Source organism: Cupriavidus sp. FW305-27, from assembly GCF_058787995.1.
Genome location: NZ_JBYTAG010000029.1, coordinates 1 through 21965, shown reverse-complemented (window position 1 = coordinate 21965; position 21965 = coordinate 1). Strand labels below are relative to the sequence as shown.

Annotated in this window: 18 protein-coding genes and 2 pseudogenes; 11 read left to right on the top strand and 9 right to left on the bottom strand. The window is 64.8% G+C overall.

Features of this window, described 5'->3' with window-relative positions; translation table 11 throughout:
• The first annotated feature begins 11 nt into the window (after nucleotides 1-11).
• The 4 genes and pseudogenes from AC3WRI_RS15670 to AC3WRI_RS15655 all read left to right on the top strand — a co-directional run bounded on the left by AC3WRI_RS15670 (nucleotide 12) and on the right by AC3WRI_RS15655 (nucleotide 4094).
• On the top strand, nucleotides 12-1490 hold the full coding sequence (locus AC3WRI_RS15670) for an efflux transporter outer membrane subunit (RefSeq protein ID WP_041687755.1): 1479 nt from the start codon (nucleotides 12-14) through the stop codon (nucleotides 1488-1490).
• A gap of 198 nt (nucleotides 1491-1688) precedes the next feature.
• Nucleotides 1689-2246: an RrF2 family transcriptional regulator gene (locus AC3WRI_RS15665; protein ID WP_011615296.1), complete on the top strand. Its 558-nt coding sequence runs from the start codon at nucleotides 1689-1691 to the stop codon at nucleotides 2244-2246.
• 182 nt (nucleotides 2247-2428) lie between these two features.
• Nucleotides 2429-3820, top strand: a pseudogene (locus tag AC3WRI_RS15660) (aldehyde dehydrogenase family protein).
• 40 nt (nucleotides 3821-3860) lie between these two features.
• The gene (locus AC3WRI_RS15655; RefSeq protein ID WP_157886285.1) at nucleotides 3861-4094 is read left to right on the top strand and encodes a DUF2798 domain-containing protein; all 234 of its coding nucleotides are present in this window, start codon (nucleotides 3861-3863) and stop codon (nucleotides 4092-4094) included.
• Here AC3WRI_RS15655 and AC3WRI_RS15650 read toward each other — a convergent pair.
• Both AC3WRI_RS15650 and AC3WRI_RS15645 read right to left on the bottom strand, forming a co-directional pair.
• Entirely contained in the window at nucleotides 4051-4512 is a 462-nt protein-coding gene (locus tag AC3WRI_RS15650) for a DUF6130 family protein (RefSeq protein ID WP_011615298.1), read from the bottom strand. The two genes, AC3WRI_RS15655 and AC3WRI_RS15650, sit on opposite strands and share 44 nt — an antisense overlap.
• Nucleotides 4513-4655: 143 nt before the next feature.
• On the bottom strand, nucleotides 4656-5615 hold the full coding sequence (locus tag AC3WRI_RS15645; RefSeq protein ID WP_011615299.1) for an AraC family transcriptional regulator: 960 nt from the start codon (nucleotides 5613-5615) through the stop codon (nucleotides 4656-4658).
• Nucleotides 5616-5701: 86 nt separating this feature from the next.
• On the opposite strand from AC3WRI_RS15645, the gene AC3WRI_RS15640 reads away from it, so the two are divergent.
• The 4 genes from AC3WRI_RS15640 (at nucleotide 5702) to AC3WRI_RS15625 (ending at nucleotide 9906) form a co-directional block, all read left to right on the top strand.
• Nucleotides 5702-6007: a carboxymuconolactone decarboxylase family protein gene (locus AC3WRI_RS15640; RefSeq protein WP_011615300.1), complete on the top strand. Its 306-nt coding sequence runs from the start codon at nucleotides 5702-5704 to the stop codon at nucleotides 6005-6007.
• A 242-nt stretch (nucleotides 6008-6249) separates the two neighbouring features.
• Complete coding sequence (locus AC3WRI_RS15635; RefSeq protein WP_011615301.1) at nucleotides 6250-6741, top strand: YkgB family protein; 492 nt, start codon at nucleotides 6250-6252, stop codon at nucleotides 6739-6741.
• Between the two features lie 318 nt (nucleotides 6742-7059).
• Nucleotides 7060-8106, top strand: a complete 1047-nt coding sequence (locus AC3WRI_RS15630; RefSeq protein ID WP_011615302.1) for an alpha/beta fold hydrolase — start codon at nucleotides 7060-7062, stop codon at nucleotides 8104-8106.
• A gap of 60 nt (nucleotides 8107-8166) precedes the next feature.
• On the top strand, nucleotides 8167-9906 hold the full coding sequence (locus tag AC3WRI_RS15625; protein ID WP_492293506.1) for an FAD-dependent oxidoreductase: 1740 nt from the start codon (nucleotides 8167-8169) through the stop codon (nucleotides 9904-9906).
• Nucleotides 9907-10456: 550 nt separating this feature from the next.
• Here the strand turns inward: AC3WRI_RS15625 and AC3WRI_RS15620 are convergent.
• Nucleotides 10457-12403: an Atu1372/SO_1960 family protein gene (locus AC3WRI_RS15620; protein ID WP_492293505.1), complete on the bottom strand. Its 1947-nt coding sequence runs from the start codon at nucleotides 12401-12403 to the stop codon at nucleotides 10457-10459.
• Between the two features lie 84 nt (nucleotides 12404-12487).
• A complete protein-coding gene (locus AC3WRI_RS15615; protein ID WP_492293504.1) occupies nucleotides 12488-13594 on the bottom strand; it encodes a tripartite tricarboxylate transporter substrate binding protein in 1107 nt (368 codons plus the stop codon).
• A gap of 231 nt (nucleotides 13595-13825) precedes the next feature.
• Here AC3WRI_RS15615 and AC3WRI_RS15610 point away from each other — a divergent pair, with 231 nt between their 5' ends.
• Nucleotides 13826-14716: a LysR family transcriptional regulator gene (locus AC3WRI_RS15610; RefSeq protein ID WP_492293503.1), complete on the top strand. Its 891-nt coding sequence runs from the start codon at nucleotides 13826-13828 to the stop codon at nucleotides 14714-14716.
• Nucleotides 14717-14777: 61 nt separating this feature from the next.
• Here the strand turns inward: AC3WRI_RS15610 and AC3WRI_RS15605 are convergent, their stop codons facing one another.
• On the bottom strand, nucleotides 14778-15437 hold the full coding sequence (locus tag AC3WRI_RS15605; protein ID WP_011615306.1) for a DsbA family protein: 660 nt from the start codon (nucleotides 15435-15437) through the stop codon (nucleotides 14778-14780).
• 264 nt (nucleotides 15438-15701) lie between these two features.
• Between AC3WRI_RS15605 and AC3WRI_RS15600 the strand changes: the two genes are divergently transcribed.
• Complete coding sequence (locus AC3WRI_RS15600; protein ID WP_011615307.1) at nucleotides 15702-16907, top strand: FAD binding domain-containing protein; 1206 nt, start codon at nucleotides 15702-15704, stop codon at nucleotides 16905-16907.
• Between the two features lie 60 nt (nucleotides 16908-16967).
• Here AC3WRI_RS15600 and AC3WRI_RS15595 read toward each other — a convergent pair whose 3' ends face one another.
• The gene (locus AC3WRI_RS15595) at nucleotides 16968-18050 is read right to left on the bottom strand and encodes a maleylacetate reductase (protein WP_492293502.1); all 1083 of its coding nucleotides are present in this window, start codon (nucleotides 18048-18050) and stop codon (nucleotides 16968-16970) included.
• Between the two features lie 52 nt (nucleotides 18051-18102).
• On the bottom strand, nucleotides 18103-19107 hold the full coding sequence (locus AC3WRI_RS15590) for a tripartite tricarboxylate transporter substrate-binding protein (protein ID WP_041687352.1): 1005 nt from the start codon (nucleotides 19105-19107) through the stop codon (nucleotides 18103-18105).
• 196 nt (nucleotides 19108-19303) lie between these two features.
• On the opposite strand from AC3WRI_RS15590, the gene AC3WRI_RS15585 reads away from it, so the two are divergent.
• Complete coding sequence (locus AC3WRI_RS15585) at nucleotides 19304-20257, top strand: LysR family transcriptional regulator (protein ID WP_011615310.1); 954 nt, start codon at nucleotides 19304-19306, stop codon at nucleotides 20255-20257.
• A 77-nt stretch (nucleotides 20258-20334) separates the two neighbouring features.
• On the opposite strand, the gene AC3WRI_RS15580 is transcribed toward AC3WRI_RS15585, so the two are convergent.
• Nucleotides 20335-21447 carry an alkene reductase gene (locus tag AC3WRI_RS15580; RefSeq protein ID WP_492293501.1) on the bottom strand — a complete coding sequence of 371 codons (1113 nt, stop codon included), beginning with the start codon at nucleotides 21445-21447 and terminating at the stop codon, nucleotides 20335-20337.
• Nucleotides 21448-21761: 314 nt separating this feature from the next.
• Nucleotides 21762-21932, bottom strand: a pseudogene (locus AC3WRI_RS15575) (MFS transporter); the annotation flags it as partial.
• Nucleotides 21933-21965 lie beyond the last annotated feature (33 nt).

Below are 21965 nucleotides of genomic sequence, written 5' to 3'. Positions count from 1 at the left end.
TGGTGAAAGACATGCATAACATTAGCGATGCGACGAAGCGGAACGTGCCAAGGCTTGCGGCCATGGCGGCCGCGCTGCTCCTGGCCGGCTGCTCGCTGGCGCCGACCTACAAGGTGCCGGAGACACCCAGTGCCTCCACGTTCAAGGAAGCCGAGGCCGCCGCGGCCGAGAGCGCGCAATGGAAGACCGCCACGCCGGACGAAGGCCAGCAGCGCGGTGAGTGGTGGAAGCTGTTTGGTGATGCCGATCTGGACCGGCTGATCGATGCAGCCAACGTTCACAACCAGGAGCTGGCCGCGGCGGCGGCGCGCCTGAAGCAGGCGCGTGCGTTCACCGGCGCCACCGAGGCGGCGCGGTATCCGCAACTGAGCGTGGGCCTGGACCCGACTCGCTCGCAGCCGTCGGCCGCCTCGCAGGGGCTGCCCGATGGCGCGCGCGTGGCGCCCCAGACGGTGCTCAAGGCCCGCGCATTCGCCAGCTACGAACTCGACCTATTCGGCCGCGTGGCCAGCAGCGTGGACGCCGCGCGCGCCGACGAGCGGGGTGCCGAGGAACTGTACCGGTCCGTGCAGCTGGCGCTGCAGGCCGACGTGGCGCAGGCCTACTTCGCGCTGCGCACCCTGGACAGTGACCGCGAGCTGCTCAATGCGACGATCAGGCTGCGTGAGGGCGCGCTGTCGCTGCTGCGCACGCGGTACGAAGCAGGGGAGGCCACCGACCTGGATCCGGCCCGCGCCGAAAGCGAACTAGGCGCGGCGCGCTCCGGCCTGGCCAGCATCGAGCGCCGCCGCGCCAACCAGGAACATGCACTGGCCGTACTGACCGGCGTGGCGCCCGCGCAGTTCGGACTCGCCGCCCGGCCGTTCGATACCGCTCCGGTGGCCGTGCCGGCGGGGCTGCCGTCGGAACTGCTCGAGCGCCGGCCCGATATTGCGGCGGCGGAACGCCAGATGGCGGCGGCCAATGCGCGCATCGGCATCGCCCGCGCGGTGTTTTTCCCGCGCATCTCGCTCACGGCGCTGTTCGGCTTCGAGTCGTCGGACCTGTCGAACCTGTTCAAGTGGTCGTCGCGCACATGGCTGCTGGGTCCGCTGGTCGGTTCGACGGTGGCGCAGACCGTGTTCGACGGTGGCCGCAACCGATCAAGCCTTGCTGGCGCCCGCGCCGCGCACGAGGAGAGCGTGGCGCGCTACCGGCAGACAGTGCTGTCGGCATTCCGTGAGGTGGAGGACGGCCTGGCCGATGTGCGCTGGCTCAGCCAGCAGGCCACGGCGCTCGACGGCGCCCTGGCCGGCGCGAAACGGGCCCAGGGCATCTCGCGCAGCCGCTACGATGCCGGTGCCGTCGACTACCTGACCGTGATCGACGCCGATCGCACCGTGCTGCAGTCGCAGCGCGATGCCAATGCGGTGGCAGGCTTGCGTGCCGCGGCGACGGTGTCGCTGGTGCGCAGCCTCGGCGGCGGATGGGGGCAGCGGAAACCATCCTGACGGCGTGCCTGCTGCCGGGTGTGTTTCAGTGCGTATCAGGAGGCTTGTCGCTCACACCAGCCAGGCACCGGGCGCCGGGCGACCGGAAGCCGGTTATCGGTCCGGTTGCCGTGACTGCCAACGGCATGTCCTTTGCCTTGCGGACCCCACGGAAGTTGTATAGCATTGCAACTACGATACACAAAGTCCTAGTATGCCATGTCCCAAATCAGTACAGGCGTTGAATACAGCCTCCACTGCCTGCTGTACCTGACGCATTCGCAGTCGGCCGTGGAAGAAGCGAGTGTCCGTGATCTGGCTGAGCTTCAGGGCGTTCCACACGATTTCCTGGCCAAGCTGTTCACCAAGTTGGCCAAGGCTAAGCTGGTAGTTGCCACTGAGGGCATCAAGGGCGGATTCCGGCTTGCGCGGCCCGCCAACCACATTACCGTTCACGATGTCGTGGTCGCGATCGATGGCGAGAAGCCGCTGTTCGACTGCCTCGAGATCCGCGGGCGCTGTGCCGTCTTCAATGATGACGCACCGGGTTGGGCGACGCGTGGCGTCTGCTCGATTCAGGCTGTCATGCAGGCTGCAGAGAAGGCTATGCGAGCGGAACTGAAACGGCATACCCTGGCCGACCTTTCTCAGCGCGTCAATGACAAGACGCCGGCCAGCTACGGGGTGCAGGTTGTCAACTGGCTGTCGGATCGTGCGGCCAACCGGCGGGGCGAAAGGGCTGCGCCTACGCGCGCGGGCTCACGCAAGAGCGTTTGAGGTCCGCGCTCGATTCTCCCGCGCATTTCATGGGGATCGAAGCGTGGAGGCGATCTTGTGAATCGCCGGCTTTAGTTGCTCGGACCACCGTCATGCGGTGAGGATCGTGCGCGACTGCGCGCGGGAAGGAGTGTTCCTGCGCGTCATTCGGCACACCACAACACCGCAGGAATGGGGTTTTCATGAATCTCACGCATTCCCCCGGCTTGCTCGACAAGAGCATCTGGACTGACCAGCTCTTTACCGGGCGCTGGCAGGCCGGCAGCTTCGCGACCGGCGTGATCGAGCCCGCTACTGGCCGGGAACTGGGGCGTATCGGCATGGCCGATGCTTCGATGATTGCCAGTTCGGCCGAGGCCGCGGCGAAGGCATTGCCGGGCTGGGCCAACCTGCACTATGAAGAACGAGCAGGTGTGCTGCGCAGGGCTGTGCGAGTTGCCGAGACGCATTTCGATGAGATCGTCGGCTGGATCGTGCGCGAAGGCGGCTCCACGCGAGCGAAGGCGGCGTTCGAGACCACGATCACCATCAAGGTCCTGCAGGAAGCCGCAGGGCTGCCATCGCGCTCCGCCGGGGAGGTATTGCCTTCCGTGCCCGGGCGGCTGTCGCTGGCACGCCGGCGCCCGCTTGGCGTAGTCGGCGTGATCTCGCCGTTCAATTTCCCGCTCTACCTGGCGATGCGGGCCGCTGCGCTGGCGCTGGCGCTGGGCAACGCGGTGGTGCTCAAGCCCGATCACCGCACGGCGGTATGCGGTGGCTTCGTGGTCGCGCGGCTGTTTGAACTCGCCGGCCTGCCGGCTGGCGCGCTGCACGTGCTGCCGGGCGATGGTGCCGCCGGTGCTGCGCTGACGGCCGATCCAAATGTGGCGATGATTCAGTTCACTGGCTCCACGGCTGCTGGCCGCAAGGTCGGGGAGGCCGCGGGCCGGCACCTGAAGAAGGTTTCGCTGGAGCTGGGCGGCAAGAATTCGCTGATTATCCTCGATGATGCCGATCTCGATCTCGCGGTTGCAAACACCGCCTGGGGTAGCTTCCTGCACCAGGGCCAGATCTGCATGGCCACCGACCGTGTGCTGGTACAGCGTGCCATTCACGACCGGTTCGTCGAGAAGCTGGCCGCCAAGGCCGCGAGCCTGACGGTCGGGGATCCCGTTGAAGGTGACGTCGCGCTCGGGCCGTTGATCAATGAAGGCCAGCGCGACAATGTTGCCAGGATCGTTGCGACGTGACACCGGATAGCCCGGCCTTCAGCGAAGAGATATTCGGGCCGGTGGCCGTGGTGGTGCCGTCGACACGGATGAAGAAGCGATTGCGCTGGCCAACCGTACCGAGTACGGGCTGTCGATGGGCATTGTTTCCAGCAATGTCGGTCGGGCATTGCGCATTGGGGAACGCCTGCGCACCGGCATGCTGCATATCAACGACCAGACCGTCAACGACGAGGTCATCAACCCGGTCGGCGGCGTCGGCGCGTCTGGCAATGGCACCAGCATTGGCGGAGCGGCCAACTGGGAGGAATTTCCCAGTGGCAATGGATGACCATTCAGGGCGGAGCGCCACAGTACCCGATTTAAGTCTCCCAGCATTTTCCGAGGCGCAACCGAACTGTCTCAATTGCCTCTCAATCTCGGGTTCAATGAAGAGTTTGTCGTCCTGTGGCTGCGCTCCTGGGGCATCGGCTTCGTGCTTATTGCTCCCGTCATGCTGCTGGCCGGCAAGAACAGATCGATCGCCTTATCCACTGAACCGGCGGACATGCAGCGACGCATCAAAACCACGAAAAGCCCGCCGGAACTTCAAGCGATCAATGCTTGTGCGCCGCCGGCGCCTTCGGATCAGGCAAGGTAAAGGCGACGCTCTCCGTGGCCAGGATCTTGTGACTGGGATCGGCCAGTTCGAGCCGAAGCTTGTGTGCGCCCGGCGGCAGCCCCACTACGATGACGGGATCCTCGCTGGTGTGTGCCCAGGTAATGTGCGAGTCGTCGACAGTTACATGAAGATGCCCAATGCGCGGCGATATCTGGACGGCGGTCTTGCCGAACACAGGCATGACACGGAAGTGTTGGGTCCGGAACTGCACGATGACGACACCGCGGGCCAACGGTTCGGCCAGCGGCGGATACGAGACCAGCTTTGGTGCCTGTTCCGATTCGAGTGGAAGGATTGCCGGAGGGCGGATGGGATCCGGTGCGCTTTGTGCCAAAGCCGTCATACAGAGTGCCATGACGGCCGAGGCGACTGACACATGTCTCAGGGGGAAGCGCATGATTTTTTTCCTTCCATTTTTGAGAAGGGTTTAGTCGACGCACGAGGCAGTGTCGGTTCATGCGTAAGTACAGAGTAGTCCCTGGCACAGCCTGCGACGGTACTTGCGCGGCACGCCGCGATCAGTTGAATCCGCATTCGGAATCAGTTGCCACCCACACGCTGACGAGATGTCGTCCGCTGCCGAAATCCGCTTGGGTCCACACCATGCTGTTTGTGGAACGCCTGCGAGAAATTGCTGCGGCTGGAGAAACCAACGGCGTGCGCCACCTGGGAAATCTGCAAGGTTGTAGTCGCCAGCAATTCCGCGGCCTTGTGCAGCCGCACCGCTCGCAGCATGGCCATCGGCGTCTGGCCGAACGCACGTTCGAAGTGCGCAGCGAACGCTGAACGGCTCATTCCAGCCAGATCGGCCAATCGCTGCACGGAAAGTGGCACTTCGGGATGTTCAAAGAGTTTTTCCAACGCGAGAAGCAGCCTGGGATCGGCAACGGCCGCCGTCCACGACAGCTCCGCGTCATCGCTCTCCATCTGACGCCGCAGCAGCATGACCAGGCATTGCTTCAGCAATGCCTCGATCAGCACCCGCGATCCCAGTCCGGGCTGCGCGGATTCCGCCAACAGCATGACGAACTGGTCTTTCAGTCCAGCCGGCCCGTCGAACCGCGTCACGATTGGATGCCGCAGCATCCTGAAGGGATCGGCGGTACTCGTCGCAAAGCGCAGCTCCCCACACGCCATCTCAACTCCCGCTGCCGCCTCGCCCACCTTCACCGTCGGCGCCGTTTCGCGCGCGGACCATGAGCCAAGCCTTGCCCGATCCACCGACATAGTCGGCGACTCGAACGCGCTTTCCAGCCGATAGGAAACGCCTGGCGGCATCAGGACAAAACTGTGCGGCTGCAACGCGATGCGGTGGCCATTGCCTGCGTCGAGCGTTCCGCAGCCGTCCAGGCAGTAGTGCAGGCTGGCCGTTTCGCACGCATCGAAGCGCACGCTCCACCCATCGCGAATGTCGCACCGTGTGATGTGCGTGACACCAATGTCGAGTGTGGCAAGGAAATGCTCGAGCACACGATGTGCAGAAGGGGCGGATGCCATCATTGGACGAATTGAAACCAAACTAAGACCAAGTGGAACCTTGCCATTCCTATCATACCTACTCCAACCCAACCTTGATGGAGTTTTCCATGTTCGATATGAAGGATCTTGCCCGTTTGAGGAAGCTGGACGAAAACGCTCCTGAAGCGATGAAGAGCTTCCGTGCCTTTGATCAGGCAGCTTTTGCAGACGGCGCGCTTTCGGTGCAGCAGAAACAGATTATTGCGGTGGCAGTGGCGCTGACGACGCAGTGCCCATATTGCATTGCCCTGCATACCAAGGCCGCCCACGATGCCGGCGCCACCAATGCCCAACTCGCGGAGGCCGCGCTCGTGGCCGCCGCAATCCGGGCGGGCGGTGCCGTAACGCATGCCACGCACTTGTTCCGCGACTGAAAGCCGTCCAACGCACCTTACCGCGTGACGGGAGCCCCGAAGTCCGTGGGGCGATTTCATTACGGTAATGGACGCGCCTGATACGTCTCTGGAACAAAGATTTATTCGATTCGCCGGTTCTGGCACAGCTGGAGCCGGCCGCGCCGGAACGCGCGCATGCGCGTCGTCGCAATGACAGGAAAGGAGTCTGCGCCACCGGGGCGTGCTCCTCCACCACACCACACATCCGTTGAGGAGTAAGTATGCAACCCATCACATCCTTCGCTATAACGCGCACCAGCGAGGCCATCAACAACCACGAGGCGTTGCTGCGCTGGTCCCTGGTTGTCGTCTTTCTCTGGTTCGGCGGGATGAAGTTTACCGGCTACGAAGCCCACGGTATTGCGCCGTTCATCGAGAATAGCCCCTTCATGGCCTGGCTCATCGACGCATTCGGTGTTCGTGGCGCCAGCGCTGTCATTGGCGTGCTGGAACTGTCCACCGCGGTGACACTGACCGTCGGTGCATTCCATCGTGGGGTGTCGGTACTCGGTGCAGCCATGTCATGCGCGACTTACGCCATCACGCTGACGTTCTTTGTCACCACCCCTGGTGTTGCAGAGCCGACTGCTGGTGGGTTCCCGGCGATCTCCGCGCCGATCGGTCAGTTCCTGCTGAAGGACCTCGTGCTGTTGGCAGCGTCCGCTTCTCTGCTGCGCACGGCGCTGGCACGTTGGCAAGCGGCGCGTTCCTGATTCCACAGGAGCACTGCCTGTCGATCGGCATTTCGCGCCAAACGCTCGCCAAGATTTGCCGTTGTTTAACGGAGCGGCGCCCTGAGTATCGCTGCTTGATCCCTTGGGGCAACCGGCCAGGATCTCCTCAAGAGACCCTCATTGCACTGCCCCGTTCCCGTTTTGGCATGACCTATATTGGTCTCATAAATCAGGCCACAAACGTCGTTGTGCCGGTTCCGGTATCGGTTCCGGCAACTGGGTCACGCTTCCGACGAAATTCAGCGCCGACCTAATAAGCGATTCCGCTCAGGCTTGCTCGCGCGACGGGAGAGTACGATGACGGAGAGAATCGATTTGCCACGCCGAGGCATGCTTGGCACGGCCGCCCTGACAGTCGCTGCTGCACAGCTCGGGATGTTGACTTCCGCCCAAGCCCAGCAGTCAAAGCCGGCCCCATTGCCTTCGAGCAGGCCCGGCACCCATACAGCCTTCGCGCCGATCAAGCAGATCAATGCCGGGTTGCTCAACGTCGGTTACGCGGAGGCGGGTCCTGCCGACGGGCCGGCGGTCCTCCTGTTGCATGGCTGGCCCTACGATATCCATAGCTTCGTCGACGTCGCGCCTCTGCTGGCGTCGCGCGGGTATCGTGTGATCGTTCCGTATCTACGCGGCTATGGCTCGACGACCTTCTTGTCTGGCGACACGATGCGCAACGGACAACCGGCGGCCGTCGCCCTGGACATCATCGCACTGATGGATGCGCTCAACATCCAAAAACCCATCCTCGGGGCGTTCGATTGGGGCGCACGCACGGCCTGCATCATCGCTGCACTGTGGCCGGAGCGTTGCAACGGCCTGGTTTCCGTCAGTGGCTACCTGATTGGCAGTCAGGCGGCCGGAAAAATGCCGTTGTCGCCTGAGGCGGAGTTTCGGTGGTGGTACCAGTTCTATTTGGCAACGGACCGCGGCCGCGCTGGCTATCAGAAATACACGCACGACTTTACCAAACTGATCTGGCGGCAAGCTTCGCCAAAATGGAGATTCGACGATGCCACCTTCGACCGCAGCGCCGCTGCTTTCAAGAATCCCGATCACCTCGACATTACCGTTCACAACTATCGCTGGCGGCAGGGCCTTGCCGAGGGTGAGCCGAAGTACGATGAGTTTGAGCAGCGGCTCGCGTCGGCGCCCACCATAGGCGTGCGCACAATCACCATGGAAAGCGATGCCAACGGCGCCCCACATCCGGCACCCAGTTCCTATGCAAGCAAATTCACCGGCAAATACGCGCATCGGGACGTTAAGGGAGGTATCGGCCATAACTTGCCGCAGGAAGCACCGCGAGAATTCGCTCAGGCGGTGGTCGACGTCGACAAGTTCTAGAGGCCGTCCTCACGCTTTGATGCTTTGATGGCGCGGCGAAGTTATGGTAGGAGAATCGCCATGAGCAAGGACTCAGCTCTGGGAGCTAGGGGGGGCAGCCGGCCGGCAGCAAGTACGTGCGAAAGCAGCGCTATCGAAGAAGACGCAAGCGTACGCGAGCATCCGCGTTACCAGCAAATGTTTCCCGTCCTCACGGATGAGGAGGTCGCCAGAGTGTGTCGCTTTGGGAGCCCCTGCCATTACGTCATAGGCGATTTTCTTTATCGCGCTGGAAGCATATGCCCGGGTGTGTTCATCATTTTGTCGGGGAAGGTGCGGATAGTGATTCGCGATGGTCTGTCGCAACAGCGAATTCTTCACACCTATACAATGCGCGGTGAGTTCACGTCAGATATCACGCAGCTCTCAAGTAAACCTGCAGTCGTTGACGCACATGTGATTGAGGATGTCGAAGCGGTGCTACTGCGTCCAGACGAGCTCAGCGCCATGATTGTCAACGAGGCTGGTCCTGGCGACAAGATCATGCGCGCGCTGATCCTGAGGCGTGTCCTGGCCATTGAACGCGGGCGTGGAGTCGTCTTCGTCGCTACCCCCGGAAACGCGAGGCTCCTTGAGTTGCAAAATTTCCTGCGTCGCAACGCATTTCCGAATCTGACACTTGACGCGGAGGAGGACGCCGAAGCGATCGCTTTGCTTCAGCGCCTGACGCCGCAGCCCGATGACTTTCCGCTGGTTGTTTGTCCCGATGGCACCGTCTTGCGAAACCCGGACGCGGGGCAGCTCGCATCCTGCCTGGGACTGATCCCGGACTTCAATCCGGCTCACGTGTACGATGTGGCGATTATCGGTGCCGGCCCAGGGGGGCTTGCGGCAGCCGTTTACGCATCATCCGATGGCTTGTCCGCCGCGGTATTCGACTGTCGTGCACCTGGGGGGCAGGCAGGTACGAGTGCCCGCATTGAGAACTATTTGGGGTTCCCCACTGGCATCACAGGGCAGGATCTCGCGAGCCGCGCGTTCATCCAAGCACAGAAGTTCGGTGCCCATATTGGCATTCCGTGCGAGGTGAAGGCCTTGTATTGCGACCGCCACCCGCTTGCCGTCGAGCTTGCCGACCACCGTCGTATCTCCGCACGGACCGTTGTCATTGCCAGCGGCGCTGAGTATCGCCGGCCTGTTGTCGACGGACTCGAGCGCTTCGAGCGCTGTGGCGTCTACTATTGGGCCACGCCGATCGAAGCTCGACTATGCCGCAACGAGCCGGTGTTGCTGCTCGGTGGAGGTAACTCGGCGGGCCAGGCGGCGGTGTTTCTTGCATCGCATGCTGAGCACGTGCACATGTTCATTCGTGGATCGAGGCTTGCCGATAGCATGTCGCGCTACCTGATCGAACGTATCGGCTCACTTGAAAATTTGACACTCCACACGGGAACCGAACTGACTGCGCTCGAGGGCGGTGTGCGGCTTGAGCGCGTGCACTATCGCGGCGCAGGTGGCATAGAAGGAAGCATGACCACACATCATCTGTTTGTGTTCATCGGCGCACTGCCGAATACAGACTGGCTCAGGAGATGCGGCGTGGTGCTCGATGGAAACGGCTTCGTGTTGACTGGCGCCGATGTTTCGGAAGCATCGCTGCTGCCACTACAGACTAGTGTAGATGGCGTCTTTGCGATCGGTGACGTTCGCTCGGGATCTACAAAGAGAGTCGCATCGGCGGTCGGCGAAGGTGCGGCCGTGGTCGCCCAGATACATCAGTTCTTGTCTCCGGTACGGCCGGCGCAGCGGGAGCGAACTTAGTGAGCGAGCTAGATGAGGGACGCGCATTTTGTGGTTGTGGCGTCTCCATCGTCTCTGCAGCGGAGTCGACCTCACCGCTGCAGCTAGGAATTGCCTGCAACGCGCCGCCGATGGGACCGGCCTCCTCTACGACGAGGTGCCCAACCGCGCCACCATCCCGGATCGATCGATATCAGCCGGCTCCCGGGACCATCCGTGTCACCTTCTTTTGCCCGCTGGAGGCGCTTGACCGCATGGGCATTGGTGACCTAGCTGAACTGAGACATCGTCAGGCAGGCGTCTGACGATGTCCGCCACAATCGCCGCCGTGCGGCTAGTAGGGTGCGACTAGCCTTCTGCTAGCGCCGTCCCGCCCAAAATTCCGTATGCTTCCTACGCATGTGGCATTACTGGCTAACGTGTTCCTCCACTATGTGTTCGACTGGTGGATGCAGAAGCATCATCCGGACGTGCCATGGTATCGTGCAGACGGTTGCGATTTTGCTTCCGGCGACCTGGCAGTCGTGCCGATGAACATGCGTTGCTGGCGCCATTCAGGCCGTGCACGGAATCAGGCGACCTCGACGATCAGTTCGATTTCCAGGCAGGCGCCGAGGGGCAACTGCGATACGCCGAACGCGCTGCGCGCGTGCTGGCCGCGCGTGCCAAACACCTCGGCGAACAGAGCGCTGGCACCATTAGTCACGAAGTGCTGCTCGGTGAAGTCCGCTGTCGACTGGACGAGGCTGGTGAGCTTGACGATTCGCACGATCGAATCGAGGTCTCCGGTGGCGGCGTGCAGCGTCGCGAGCAAGTCGATGGCAACCAGGCGGGCCGCCGCGACACCGTCGGCGGTGCGCAGGTCCTCGCCAAAGCGGCCGGTCCGAACCTGGCCATCGACGCGCGAGAGATGGCCGGACACGTGGATCAGCTTGCCGGACCGCACGCTCGGCACATAGGCCGCCGCCGGGCCCGAAGCCTTGGGCAGTTCGATGCCGAGCTGCGTAAGCTTGTCGTAGATTCGCGGCACCGGCGCGAACGCCGGACCATTCGGTTTCAGGCGCATGCCGGACGTGAGATGCTGCCATGGCAGGTCCGCCGGATCGGCGATGAACGGACCGGGCGCACGCACCACGAAAATGTCTTCCGCGATCGGGGCGAAGTCGGCGCGGAAATGCACCGAGCTCTTGTTCACGAGAATCTTCATTTCCGCCGGTTCGATGCCGACCGCGCGGTACATGTTGCGGTCGAGCAGTTGTGCCTTGGTCGAGCTGACGGCAATGAGTACGCCGTCGAGCCGCAGCCGCGCCATTGGTCCCATGTCGGCAGCCTTGCCATGCATCATCGGTCCGCCGTAGACGAACTTGCCATAGGACAGTGCCTCCACCTCGAAGGTCGCCCGCAGCGGGGCATCCTCGCTCACCTGTGGGCAGCCGCCAAGCGCGATATCGATCCTCGCGCCAACTCCAGCCTGGTGCGCGGCCGCGGCCGCCGCTGGATCGCAGATGATCCCGATCGCGGCGTCCTGCGCGCCGGCCTTGAGAAGCGCACGCAGCATGCCCATGGTGTTGCCATCGCCGCCGACGCCCGGGTTGTCCTGCGTGTCCGCAAGGATCACTGGCCGGGTGGCTGTTTGCGCGATCCGCATGGCACGTTGCACCGCTGCATCAGGCTCCTCGAACTGCACGGCCCACTGGCTCTCGGGTTCACAGATGCGCGCGAGCAGTGCCTCGACGGCCCGCTCGACGCTGGCCTTATCAAAGCCATACCCCCAAACGACGGGGCCGCACTCGGCGAAGTCGGCCGCGGGAAAGCCCGGTGTGAACGACAGCGACAGCACGCCTTGTTGCTCCAGCTCTTCGAGCAGGCCGTAGATGCCTTGAGCGGGCTGCATCATCGTAGACATGCTGTTGACCGGTATCAGGAACGGCACGCGTTTTGCCACCAGGTGCGCACGCGTCTCCCGCCTGCGCAATTCAAGCAGCATCTCGGCTGCCCGCTTGCCGGTGGCGGCCATGTCCACGTGCGGATAGGTGCGATACGCCACCACCCCGTCCGCCAGCGCGAGCATCCGTTCGGTGACGTTGGCATGCAGATCCAGCGAGACCACGATCTTCATGTCCGGGCCGGTCGCGGCACGGATGCGCGCCAGCAACTCGCCCTCGCCGTCGTCGAGGTGCTGGGCCACCATGGCGCCATGCAGGTCGAGATAGATCGTGTCGTACGAGGCCGTCGCCACCGCCTCCACGATCTCGCCGGCGATGCGCTCGTAGGCATCGGTCGTGACATGGGCCGAAGCACCGGCTGCTGCCCAGATCACCGGCGTGACGGTGTGGCCGTGCTCGCGAACGTGGTGGATGAAGCCGCTGATCGGCACATTCACGTCCAGCAGGTCGTAGATCGCCTCGCCGCGCACCATGGCGGGGAAGTCCTCGCCACGGACGAAGCTCTCGTAGGTGGCCATGGTTGGCGCGAACGTATTGGTTTCGTGCTGGAAACCGGCAACTAGGATATTCAAGGAGAACCTTCCTGGAATGGGATGCTGGAACGAGGCGGGGCCAGCGACACGAGCGTGGGCGCCCCCAATGCCGGGAGGGGGGTATTACTGCGGCGTCAGCTTGATCGAGGCGGCCATCTTCCTGAATTTCTCGGTCTCGTCGACGTAGAACTTCGCGGAGGCCTCGAGCGTTTGTGGCTTCATCGGCTGCACGCCGGAGAGATCAAGCGCCTTGATCAGTTCGGGCGACCGCAGCGCTTGCTGCGAGGCATCCATCAATACGCGGGCACGCTCCGCCGGGACGCCGGCCTTGCTCATGACGCCCAGCCAGATCGAATACACGAACTCGGATTTGCGCGCGACGCTGGTTTCGGAGATCGCAGGCACATCGGGCAGGTTTCGCATGCGCTGTGTGTCCAGCACTGCGACCGCCTTGATCTTGTGCGTTTCGAGCAACTGCGTGGAGGCACCGAGGTTTGGCAGAATCGTCATGTCAATCTGGCGACCGGTCAGGTCTGCCAGCATCGGCGTGGCGCCCTTGTACGGCACCTGCAGCATCTTGGCGCCGGTCAGCTGAGCCATGTATTCGGCGACGATGTGGTACATGGTGCCGTAGCCCGGATTGCCGAAGGTCAGGCTCTTGCCACCTGCCGACTTGCTGGCCGTGATGATCTGTTGAAGCGAATTGTATGGCAGGTCGCTGCGCGTCATCACGACGAGCGGGTGGTTCGAGACCGGCGCCAGCAGGGCCAGTTCCTCCGACTTGTACTTGGCGCTGGCGAGCGCCAGCGGCGTCAGGATAGCCTCATTGGGCGAGCCCATGATCAGCGTGTAGCCGTCGGCCGGACGGCTGAGCAGCCGCTGCACTGCCAGCGCACCGCCGGCGCCGGGCAGATTCTCGATGACCACGGGCTGGCCGAGCGCCTTGGCCATCGCCGGCTGCATGGCCCGCGCCAGAACATCGGCGGGCCCCCCCGGAGGGAATGCCACCAGCATCGATATCGGCTTGGAGGGAAAGGCGTCGGCGGCGGACGTTGGTGCGCTGGTCAGTGTCATCCCCAGGATGGCGGCACTCAGCGCCATCCAGCGCTTGACGGGGGGTAGTCCTCGGTATTGCATGTCGTCCTCTACTTTCTTAGACCTTCTCGCATATCTACGAGAACCGGTTGTGAGGCGGATTGTTGGCTGAAAAATTCGTTCGAGGAACAGCAATCTTTACACGAGATCGTTGCCCTGTGGGCAACGCGGAGTTTTCAGCGTCGAGGTGCGTGCGGCTTTCCGGGCACTGCATTGAGCGGGAAGTGCCGCGTAATGTGCAAGCATCCGGGTCAAACTCTGCCGAGGGCACGAAGATCCGCTCAATGGCGCACGGGGGATGATGCTGAAGCGGACCACACCCTCCGCAGCAGTCATCTCATCGGCCAAGCCCGCCGGCGACACGGGATGTTCGTGGAGACCGTGGATGCGAAGGGCTTTTCCGCCGCGGGGCGCCGCCTGAACCTGGCCACATCGTCGGTCACGCGCGCGCTGGACGGGCTCGAGGCTTCGCTCGGGGCGGTGCTGCTGAACCGCTCCACGCGGCTGATTACCGTCACGGAGGCGGGCGCCGCCTACTATCAGCGGGCCCGCAGGATCCTGGACGCGGTCGAGGAGGCCGACGCGCTGATCGCGGATCGGGGCGAGGAGCCGGTCGGGCAACTGCGCGTGTCGTTGCCGGTGGCATTCGGCCGGCGGTGCATCGCGCCTTATCTGGGTAGGTGGCTGGCAAAGCATCCCCAGCTCGAGGTCGAAGTGACGCTGACCGACGATATCGTCGACTTGCTGGGCCAGCGCATCGACCTTTCCGTGCGGCTGGGCAGCCCGGCATCCTATGACAATGTCGTCGCGCGGGAAATCGGGCGCTTTCGCCGCCGTGTCGTTGCCAGCCCGGCCTACCTGCAAAGCAATGCCAGTCCCGATGATCCGGTCGACCTCGTCAATCACCGCTGCCTTCGGTTCAGCTATGGCGCGCGGGATCAGGTGTGGACCTTCCGGCACGGCGACAGCGAGACCAAGGTACCCGTCAGCGGCCACTTCCGCAGCAACAACGCGGAGATCCTGCGCGAAGTCGCGCTGGCCGGCGGGGGGATCGGACTGCTGCCCGACTGGCTGGTCGACGACGACATCGCTGCCGGGCAGCTGACGGCCTTGTTCGACGACTGTTCCGTCAATCCGAACCAGGCAAGCTCCGCTATCTCCGCGCTGTATCTTCCGAACCAGCGCGGTTCGCGCAGAATCGGCGCATTCCTGGAGTTCCTGGCGGCGCTGCCCGGGCCGACCCGCCGCCGGGACTGACGCCAGGCAGCCGGTCCTCGCCGCGAATGCACCGCCCGGCGCGCTGCTGATGCGTGTGCGGTCACGCTACGGGCTGGGGTGGTGCCATCAGCTCCGCCAGTGCCTCGCGGAAACGCTCCGGCTTGCCGAAATACCGGCCCAGATGGATGCGCGATAGCATGCCGTCCCGTTCGATCGCCAGGGTCGGATAGCCCTGCCCGCCCAGTGCGTCGAGCAGTGCCTGGGTATTCCTGAAGTGCATGCCGATCTCGCGCAGGGCCTGGTCATAGGCTGTCGAGAACGCGTGTGCGTCCAGGCCCAGTTCGACGGCGATGTGGACCAGTTCGGCGCGCTCGGCAATGTGCCGGCCCTCGACATAGTACGCGGTCTGGAGCCGTTTCAGCATGCGCACACCCGCATCGGCCACCCATTCCGCAGCCAGCATCGCTGCCGTGGGCGGCGCGGAATCCAGCTTTACGTCATAGTTGAACTGGGTGCCCTCCTGGTACGGCGTGCCGAACGTCTGTCCGCTGAGCGCGGTAATGCGCGCTTCATGGGGCCGGACGAACTCGCGCCATTCCCCGGACATCATCTGTGCGCGCTCGCCGGCCAGCATGCCGCCACCATGCGCGACGACCTTCAGTCCTTCGGTCTCTTCGGCTACCGAAATCAGCGGCGCCAGGCCGTAGCACCAGCCGCAGTAGGGATCGTACACATAGTGAAGAGTGGCTTGATTTTCCATGTCGCTTCTCCTTGTTCAACGCGATGCGTCGGGGATGCAGGAAGGTTAGGCGCGATCGCCGCCAGCATGAATGGCATATCCGTGCAATCCAGCGTTGCATCTCGCGCAAGGCCGCGGCTGCAGCGGCGGGGCCGCCGCCTGCCGCCGCCGGTCGTTGCTGTTGCCGCAAAGCGCTCTTGCTTTGCCGTCCCATTCAGCGATCACGCACGGCCCTCTACCATGGCTGCATCGGATCGCACATCGGACCGCATATTGGAGCCAGACATGGAAGGCAATCTTTCCCTTGATGCAGAACCATCGGCATCTGTCGCGCCGGACCCGGCGGCACTGGCGCGCCCGCCCAGGGCACTCGTCATCGGCGGCTCGCTCGGCGGCTTGTTCGCGGCAACCGCGCTGCGCGCGGTCGGTTGGAATGTGGAGGTGTTCGAGCGTTCGCCCTCCGCGCTGAGCAGCCGCGGTGGCGGGATCGTGCTTCAGCCCGAGGTGATACGCGCCTTTGCCTTTGCCGGCGTCGTCCCGGGCGGCGCGCTTGGCGTGCGCTCGCACGACCGGCTGTACCTGGATTCCCGCGGCACGGTTCGCGACCGGCAGCATTCGCCCCAGACTCAGACGTCGTGGAACACGTTGTACGCGGCATTGCTGCGCAGCTTCCCGGCCGAGCACTATCATCGCGGAGCGCGGCTGACCGGCGTCGGGCAGGACGGCTTCGGCGTGCATGCCACGTTTGCCGATGGCCGGCAGGCGCAAGGCGACTTGCTGGTCGGCGCCGACGGGGCCGGCTCCACGGTCCGATCGCTCGTGCTGCCGGGTATCTCGCCGACCTATGCCGGCTATGTGGTCTGGCGCGGACTGGTCGAGGAGGAACGCCTGCCCGATAGCGCCAGGCCGCTGCTCTACGAGAACTTCGTGTTCCAGCACGAACCTGGCTCGATGATGCTGCAGTACATGGTGCCGGGGGTCGACGGTTCGACCGAGCCGGGTCACCGCCGCTTCAACTGGCTGTGGTACCTGAAGGCGGAGCCTGGCACCAAGCTCGAGCAGGTCCTGACGGACCGCAACGGCACGTTGCGCAACCAGTCCGTGCCTCCGGGTTCGCTGGGGCCCGGGCAGGAGCGCTGGATTCGCCGGATGGGCGCCGCGCATGCAAACCCTGCGTTCCAGGCGTTGATCGAGAACACCACGGAAATCTTCGTCCAGAAGATCCAGGACCTGCAGGTGCCCGGCATGCGGTTCGGCCGCGTCGTGCTGACAGGCGACGCGGCCTTTGTGCCGCGGCCGCACACCGCGGGCAGCACGGCAAAGGCGGCCGGCGACGCCGTGGCTCTCGCGCTTGCCGTCGCGCAGGCGCGTGGGCAGGATCTGGACGCCGCGCTGTCGGCCTGGCAGCAGGACCGCCTGGCGGAGGGCGCGAGAATGACGGCGTGGGGCATTGGCATGGGCAACCGGATCATGGGTATCGCGCACGCCTGAGCACGGCTGGCGACCGTGGCGGTGTTGTCCGTTCGATGCGGCAGCCCCGGCCGCTGCCGTTCAGGCCGACGGCGCTGTTCCGGCGAATGCGTCTTCCAGCAGCTGGCGGATCCCCTCGCGTTCGAGCGGACGCGGATTCGGATACTGGTCGCGCAGCGCCAGCTCGCAGGCGCGATCGAGGTCTTCCGACGACAGTCCCAGTTCACGCAGCGACGTGGGCGCACCGAGCTTCGCCGCCAGTTCGAACACGGCGAGCGGACCGCTGCCGTGCCCGGCACCCAGTGCCTGTGCAATGGCGGCCATTGCCTCCGGCGCGGCAGGCGCGTTGTACGCCAGCGCATGGGGGAGCACCACCGTGTGGACCTCGGCGTGCGGCAGGTTGAAGGTCCCGCCCAGTGTGTGGCAAAGCTTGTGATGCAGACCGGCCGTCACGCTGCCGAGCACGGCCCCGCACAGCCAGGCGCCGTAGAGCGCGTCGCTGCGGGCTTCGCGCCGCGCCTCGTCGGTGTGCTGCTCCGCTGCGGCAATGACCGGCAGTGCCCGGCCGAACGCTGCAATGCCTTCGCGTGACATCCACTGGCTCACCGGGTTGCGGTCGGAGGCATAGAGCCCCTCCGCCGCATGGGCGATGGCATTCATACCACTGGTCACGCTGATCGGGACGGGCAGGCCCAGCGAGAGGTCCGGATCGTAGAGGATGGTTCGTGGCAGCACGCGCGGGTCGCGCCCCGTGCGCTTCAGGCCGGCATCGGTCAGACCATAGATCGGCGTCATTTCCGACCCGGCGTAGGTCGTCGGCACAGCGATGACCGGCAGTTCCGACTCCAGTGCGATGGCCTTTGCCAGCCCGATGGTCGAGCCGCCGCCAATGGCGACAGCGCAGTCGGCACCAAGCCGCGCGGCGTGCTCGCGCGCCAGGCGCGCTTGCTCGATCGGCACGTGCATCACGGCGCCGTCGAAAATCCCGGCGCTGCGCGTGCCCAGCACCGCCACCGCGCGTTCGGCAAGCTTGCGCTGGCCGGGCGTGCACAGCACCAGCGCGCTGCGCGCGCCGAGGGCATCGGCTTCCTCGCCAAGCCGCGCCAGGCTGCCGGGGCCGAAGACGACACGTTGCGGACGGGTCTGGTAGGCGAAAGGAACCATCGCGAAATGCCTGTCAGGAAGTTGATAAAGGGTTTAGGCCAGCAGCGCGCGCTCAGTCGACCGCGATGTTGCGCGCCTTGATTAGCCGGCCCCAGCGTGCCGATTCGTCCTGGATCAGCTTGTTGGTCTGTTGTGCGTCGCCGGCCACCACGTCGAAGCCGCCGTCGGTCAGCAGTTTCGCGATCGCCGGATTGCGCAGCGTCGACGTCATGGCGGTGGTCAGTTTCCCCAGCACTTCCGGCGGGGTCTTGGCCGGCGCGATCATCCCGACCCACGAATAGGCCTCGAAGCCCTTGTAGGACTCGGCTACCGCGGGGACAGCCGGCAGCCTCGCGTCACGCTGGCGCGAGGTCACGGCCAGCGCGCGCAGCTTGCCCGACTGCACATAGGGCAGCACCAGCGGCAGGCTCGCGATCATCGAGTCGACGTGGCCGCCGAGCAGGTCATTGATGGCCGGGCCGCCGCCCTTGTAGGGGGTATGGATGCCGCTGGTGCCGGCGGCCTCGTGGAAGGCTTCGGCCACGAGCTGGTTCGAGCTGCCGTTGCCCACCGATGCGTAGGACACCTTGTTCGGCACGCGTGCCGCCGTCACGTAGTCCTGCACGGTCTTGTAGGGCGAGGCGGCGGGTACGACCAGCACCATCGGCGAGCGCACCATATAGGAAACGCCTGTCAGGTCGCGGTGCGAGGCATAGGGCAGCTTCGGGTAGAAATGCGGCTCGGTGGCAAAGCTGTCGAACACCATGCCGACGGTGTAGCCGTCCGGCGCGCTGCGCGCGATCTGCCCCGTGCCGATGGTGCCGCCCGCGCCTGCGCGGTTGTCGATCACCACCGTCTGCGCCAGCTGCTTGCGCAGGCCCTCCTGGACCTGCCGCGCGACCTTGTCGACGGTGCCGCCCGCGGCATAGGGGACGACGATCGTGACCGGCTTGGCGGGCCATGCTTCCGCCCGCGCGAAGCCCGGCGCCAGCGTGCAGGCAAGCGTCAGCACCAGCGCGGCGGATGTTTGCGCGCGCGCCCGCGCCGCATGGAAAAGGGGGGCCAGGGCAGTAGTCATCTTGGAACTTATCTCCATGGTCGGTACCTTTATGATCGTTCGTGTCGGCTTGTCGGTTTAGCAAATGACATGATGCTTCTGCTTTGCATTTCCTGCAAAAAGCCTTGCACCGCAGCGCATCGTCCCGATACTATGCGCTGGTTGTTGCAACGGGAAGCCTTTGCTTCCGCGCAACGCCTTTGCGGGAAATGCACAAATGGAATTTGTCCGTTTTGCCGAGAACCTGGCCACCTTCGTCGACGTGGCGCGCGCCGGCAGCTTTTCGGCGGTCGCCAGGCGCAAGGGACAGGTGGCGTCGTCGGTAGCGCGCCAGATCGATGCCCTCGAGCGCGAAATGGGCGTTGCGCTGTTCACGCGCTCCACGCGCGCGCTGGTGCGCACCGAGGCCGGAGACCTGCTGTTCGAGCGCGCCACGCGCATCCTGCAGGAACTGAACGAAACGCGCGACGCCGTGACGGCGCTGGAACAGGGCGTCAGTGGCAGGCTGCGGGTTGCCTGCCTGCCGGCCTTCGCGCGACGCCATGTGGTGCCGCATCTTGGCAGCCTGTATGCGCAGTATCCGGGGCTGACCGTGGAGCTGGAGCTGACCGACCGCGTCGTGGATCCGGTGCTGGAGCGCTTCGACGTGGTCATCCGCGTCGGACAGCAGGCCGACAGCAGCCTGATTGCCCGGCGCATCGCCAGCCAGCGCTATATCGTCTGTGCAACGCCGGCCTATCTCCAGGCGCACGGCCGTCCCTTGCATGCCGAAGAGCTCGCCCATCACCGTCTGATCGACCGCGCCCACAGTACCAGCATGCGTGGGTGGCGAGAAGTACTCAGGCCGGCTCATGCCGCGAGTGCCGCGTTCGCCATGGAGTGTGATGATTGCGATGCGCGCCGGCTGTCGGTGTTGCAGGGGCTCGGGATTGCGCTGATGCCGGACTGGTCGGTCGGCGAGGATATCGGTGCGGGCCGCCTGGTGGAACTGCTGCTGGAGGGCGTGTTACCGCAGGCGCAAGGCGGCATCCATCTGGTGCGGGCCGCGCCGCGTCCGCCGGCCAAGCTCAAGGCATTTTCCGCGCACCTGCTCCAGAGCATCGGCTCCCCGCCCCGCTGGCAGGTGGCGATGACGCGCGCCGGTGGTCCTGCCGGGCGCGATGCCGCCTGAGATGTCATTGCCGGGCGCCGCATGGCTGGCAGCAGCAAAGCCGGACCCGGTAAGGCCTGGCGTTGCCGCGGTCTGGCTCAGGCCAGCGCCGGATAGTCGGTGTAGCCGACAGCCGTGCCACCGAAGAACGTGGCGGCATCCGGCGCGTTCAGCGATGCCTGGACCCTGAGGCGACGGGGCAGGTCAGGATTGGCGATGAACGGTCGGCCGAACGCGATGATGTCGGCGCGGCCGTCGGCGATCGCCTGCTCCGCGGACTTGCCATCGTACCCGCCTGCCAGCATCAGGACGCCGCGGTATGCCGCCCGCATCGCGAGAATCATGCCGTCCCAGCGCGGATCAGCGGCCTCGTCCTTGACGGTCCCGACCATGGCCGGCTCGACCAGGTGCAAGTACGCCAGCGGCCAGTCATTGAGGCGTTGCGCGATGTAGCCAAAGGTGGCCTCCGGCGTGTCATCGCCCATGCCCATGAAGCGTCCCATCGGTGTGAGGCGTACGCCCACGCGCTCCGCCCCGATTTCCTCGGCCGCGGCGTCCACCACCTCCAGCAGGAAGCGGGCGCGGTTCTCGATGCTGCCGCCATAGGCGTCGGTGCGGTGGTTGCTTTCCGAATTGATGAACTGGTCCAGCAGGTAGCCGTTGCCCGCATGGATCTCGACGCCATCCACGCCCGCGTCGATCGCATTGCGCGCGGCCCGCCGGTAGTCCTGCACGATGGCCGCAATCGCTGCCGCACTCAATGCCTGCGGTGTCGGGATCTCGCTCCACACGCCGTTGCCGTCCGCGTCGACGATGAAGGTCTTGCCCGGCACGGGCAGCGCGCTCGGCGCCACGGGCAGGGCGCCGCCGGGCTGGAACGACGGGTGCGAAACGCGGCCGACATGCCAGAGCTGCAGGAAGATCCGGCCGCCTTCGGCATGCACGGCCTCCGCCACTGCGCGCCAGCCCTCGATCTGCTCGGCGCTATGGATGCCGGGCGTCCAGGCATAGCCTTGCCCCTGTTGGGAAACCTGCGAGGCCTCGGTAATGATCAGCGCTGCCGACGCACGTTGCCGGTAGTACTCCACATTCATGGCGCTGGGCACGTTGCCCGGCTGGCCGGCGCGCGAGCGCGTCAGGGGCGCCATGGCCACGCGGTGGTTCAGTTGCAGGGCCCCGATGGTGATGGGAGCGAACAGATGGGATGTCATGACAGCGACTCCGTTGACGGATTTCGAAGAGACACGGTCTCAGCGGCGCGAAGCCAGTTCCAGCGCCGCCAGCGAGACCAGGCCAAGACCACTGCCGGCGGCGACGATGCCGGACCAGCCGAGATGCGTGTAGAGCGTGCTGGCCAGTGCGGAGCCCACCGCGCCGCCGGCACGCGCTCAATGCCGCCAGCCGCGGACGCCTGAACGCGTAGCACGATGTTGCGGCTCGCGGCGCGGCAGTGTCGTGACGATGATCGCCACCGTGGCCAGCGTCATCGCGGCGGCGATGTAGAAGACGGCGCGCCAGCCGAAGAGAACAGCCCGACGGCATAGCCGATCTGTGTCAGCGACACGATCACGCTGGCGCTCTGGGCGGACAGGCCGACCGCCGGGGCAATCAGCTCGATGATCGGCTGAGCGTAGTAGAGATTGGCGACCAGCACGCTGGCGCACAGCGCAAACAGGGCGACCAGCGCGCCGGACATCGGCGCGGTCGCATGGGCGGGGCCATGCTGGGT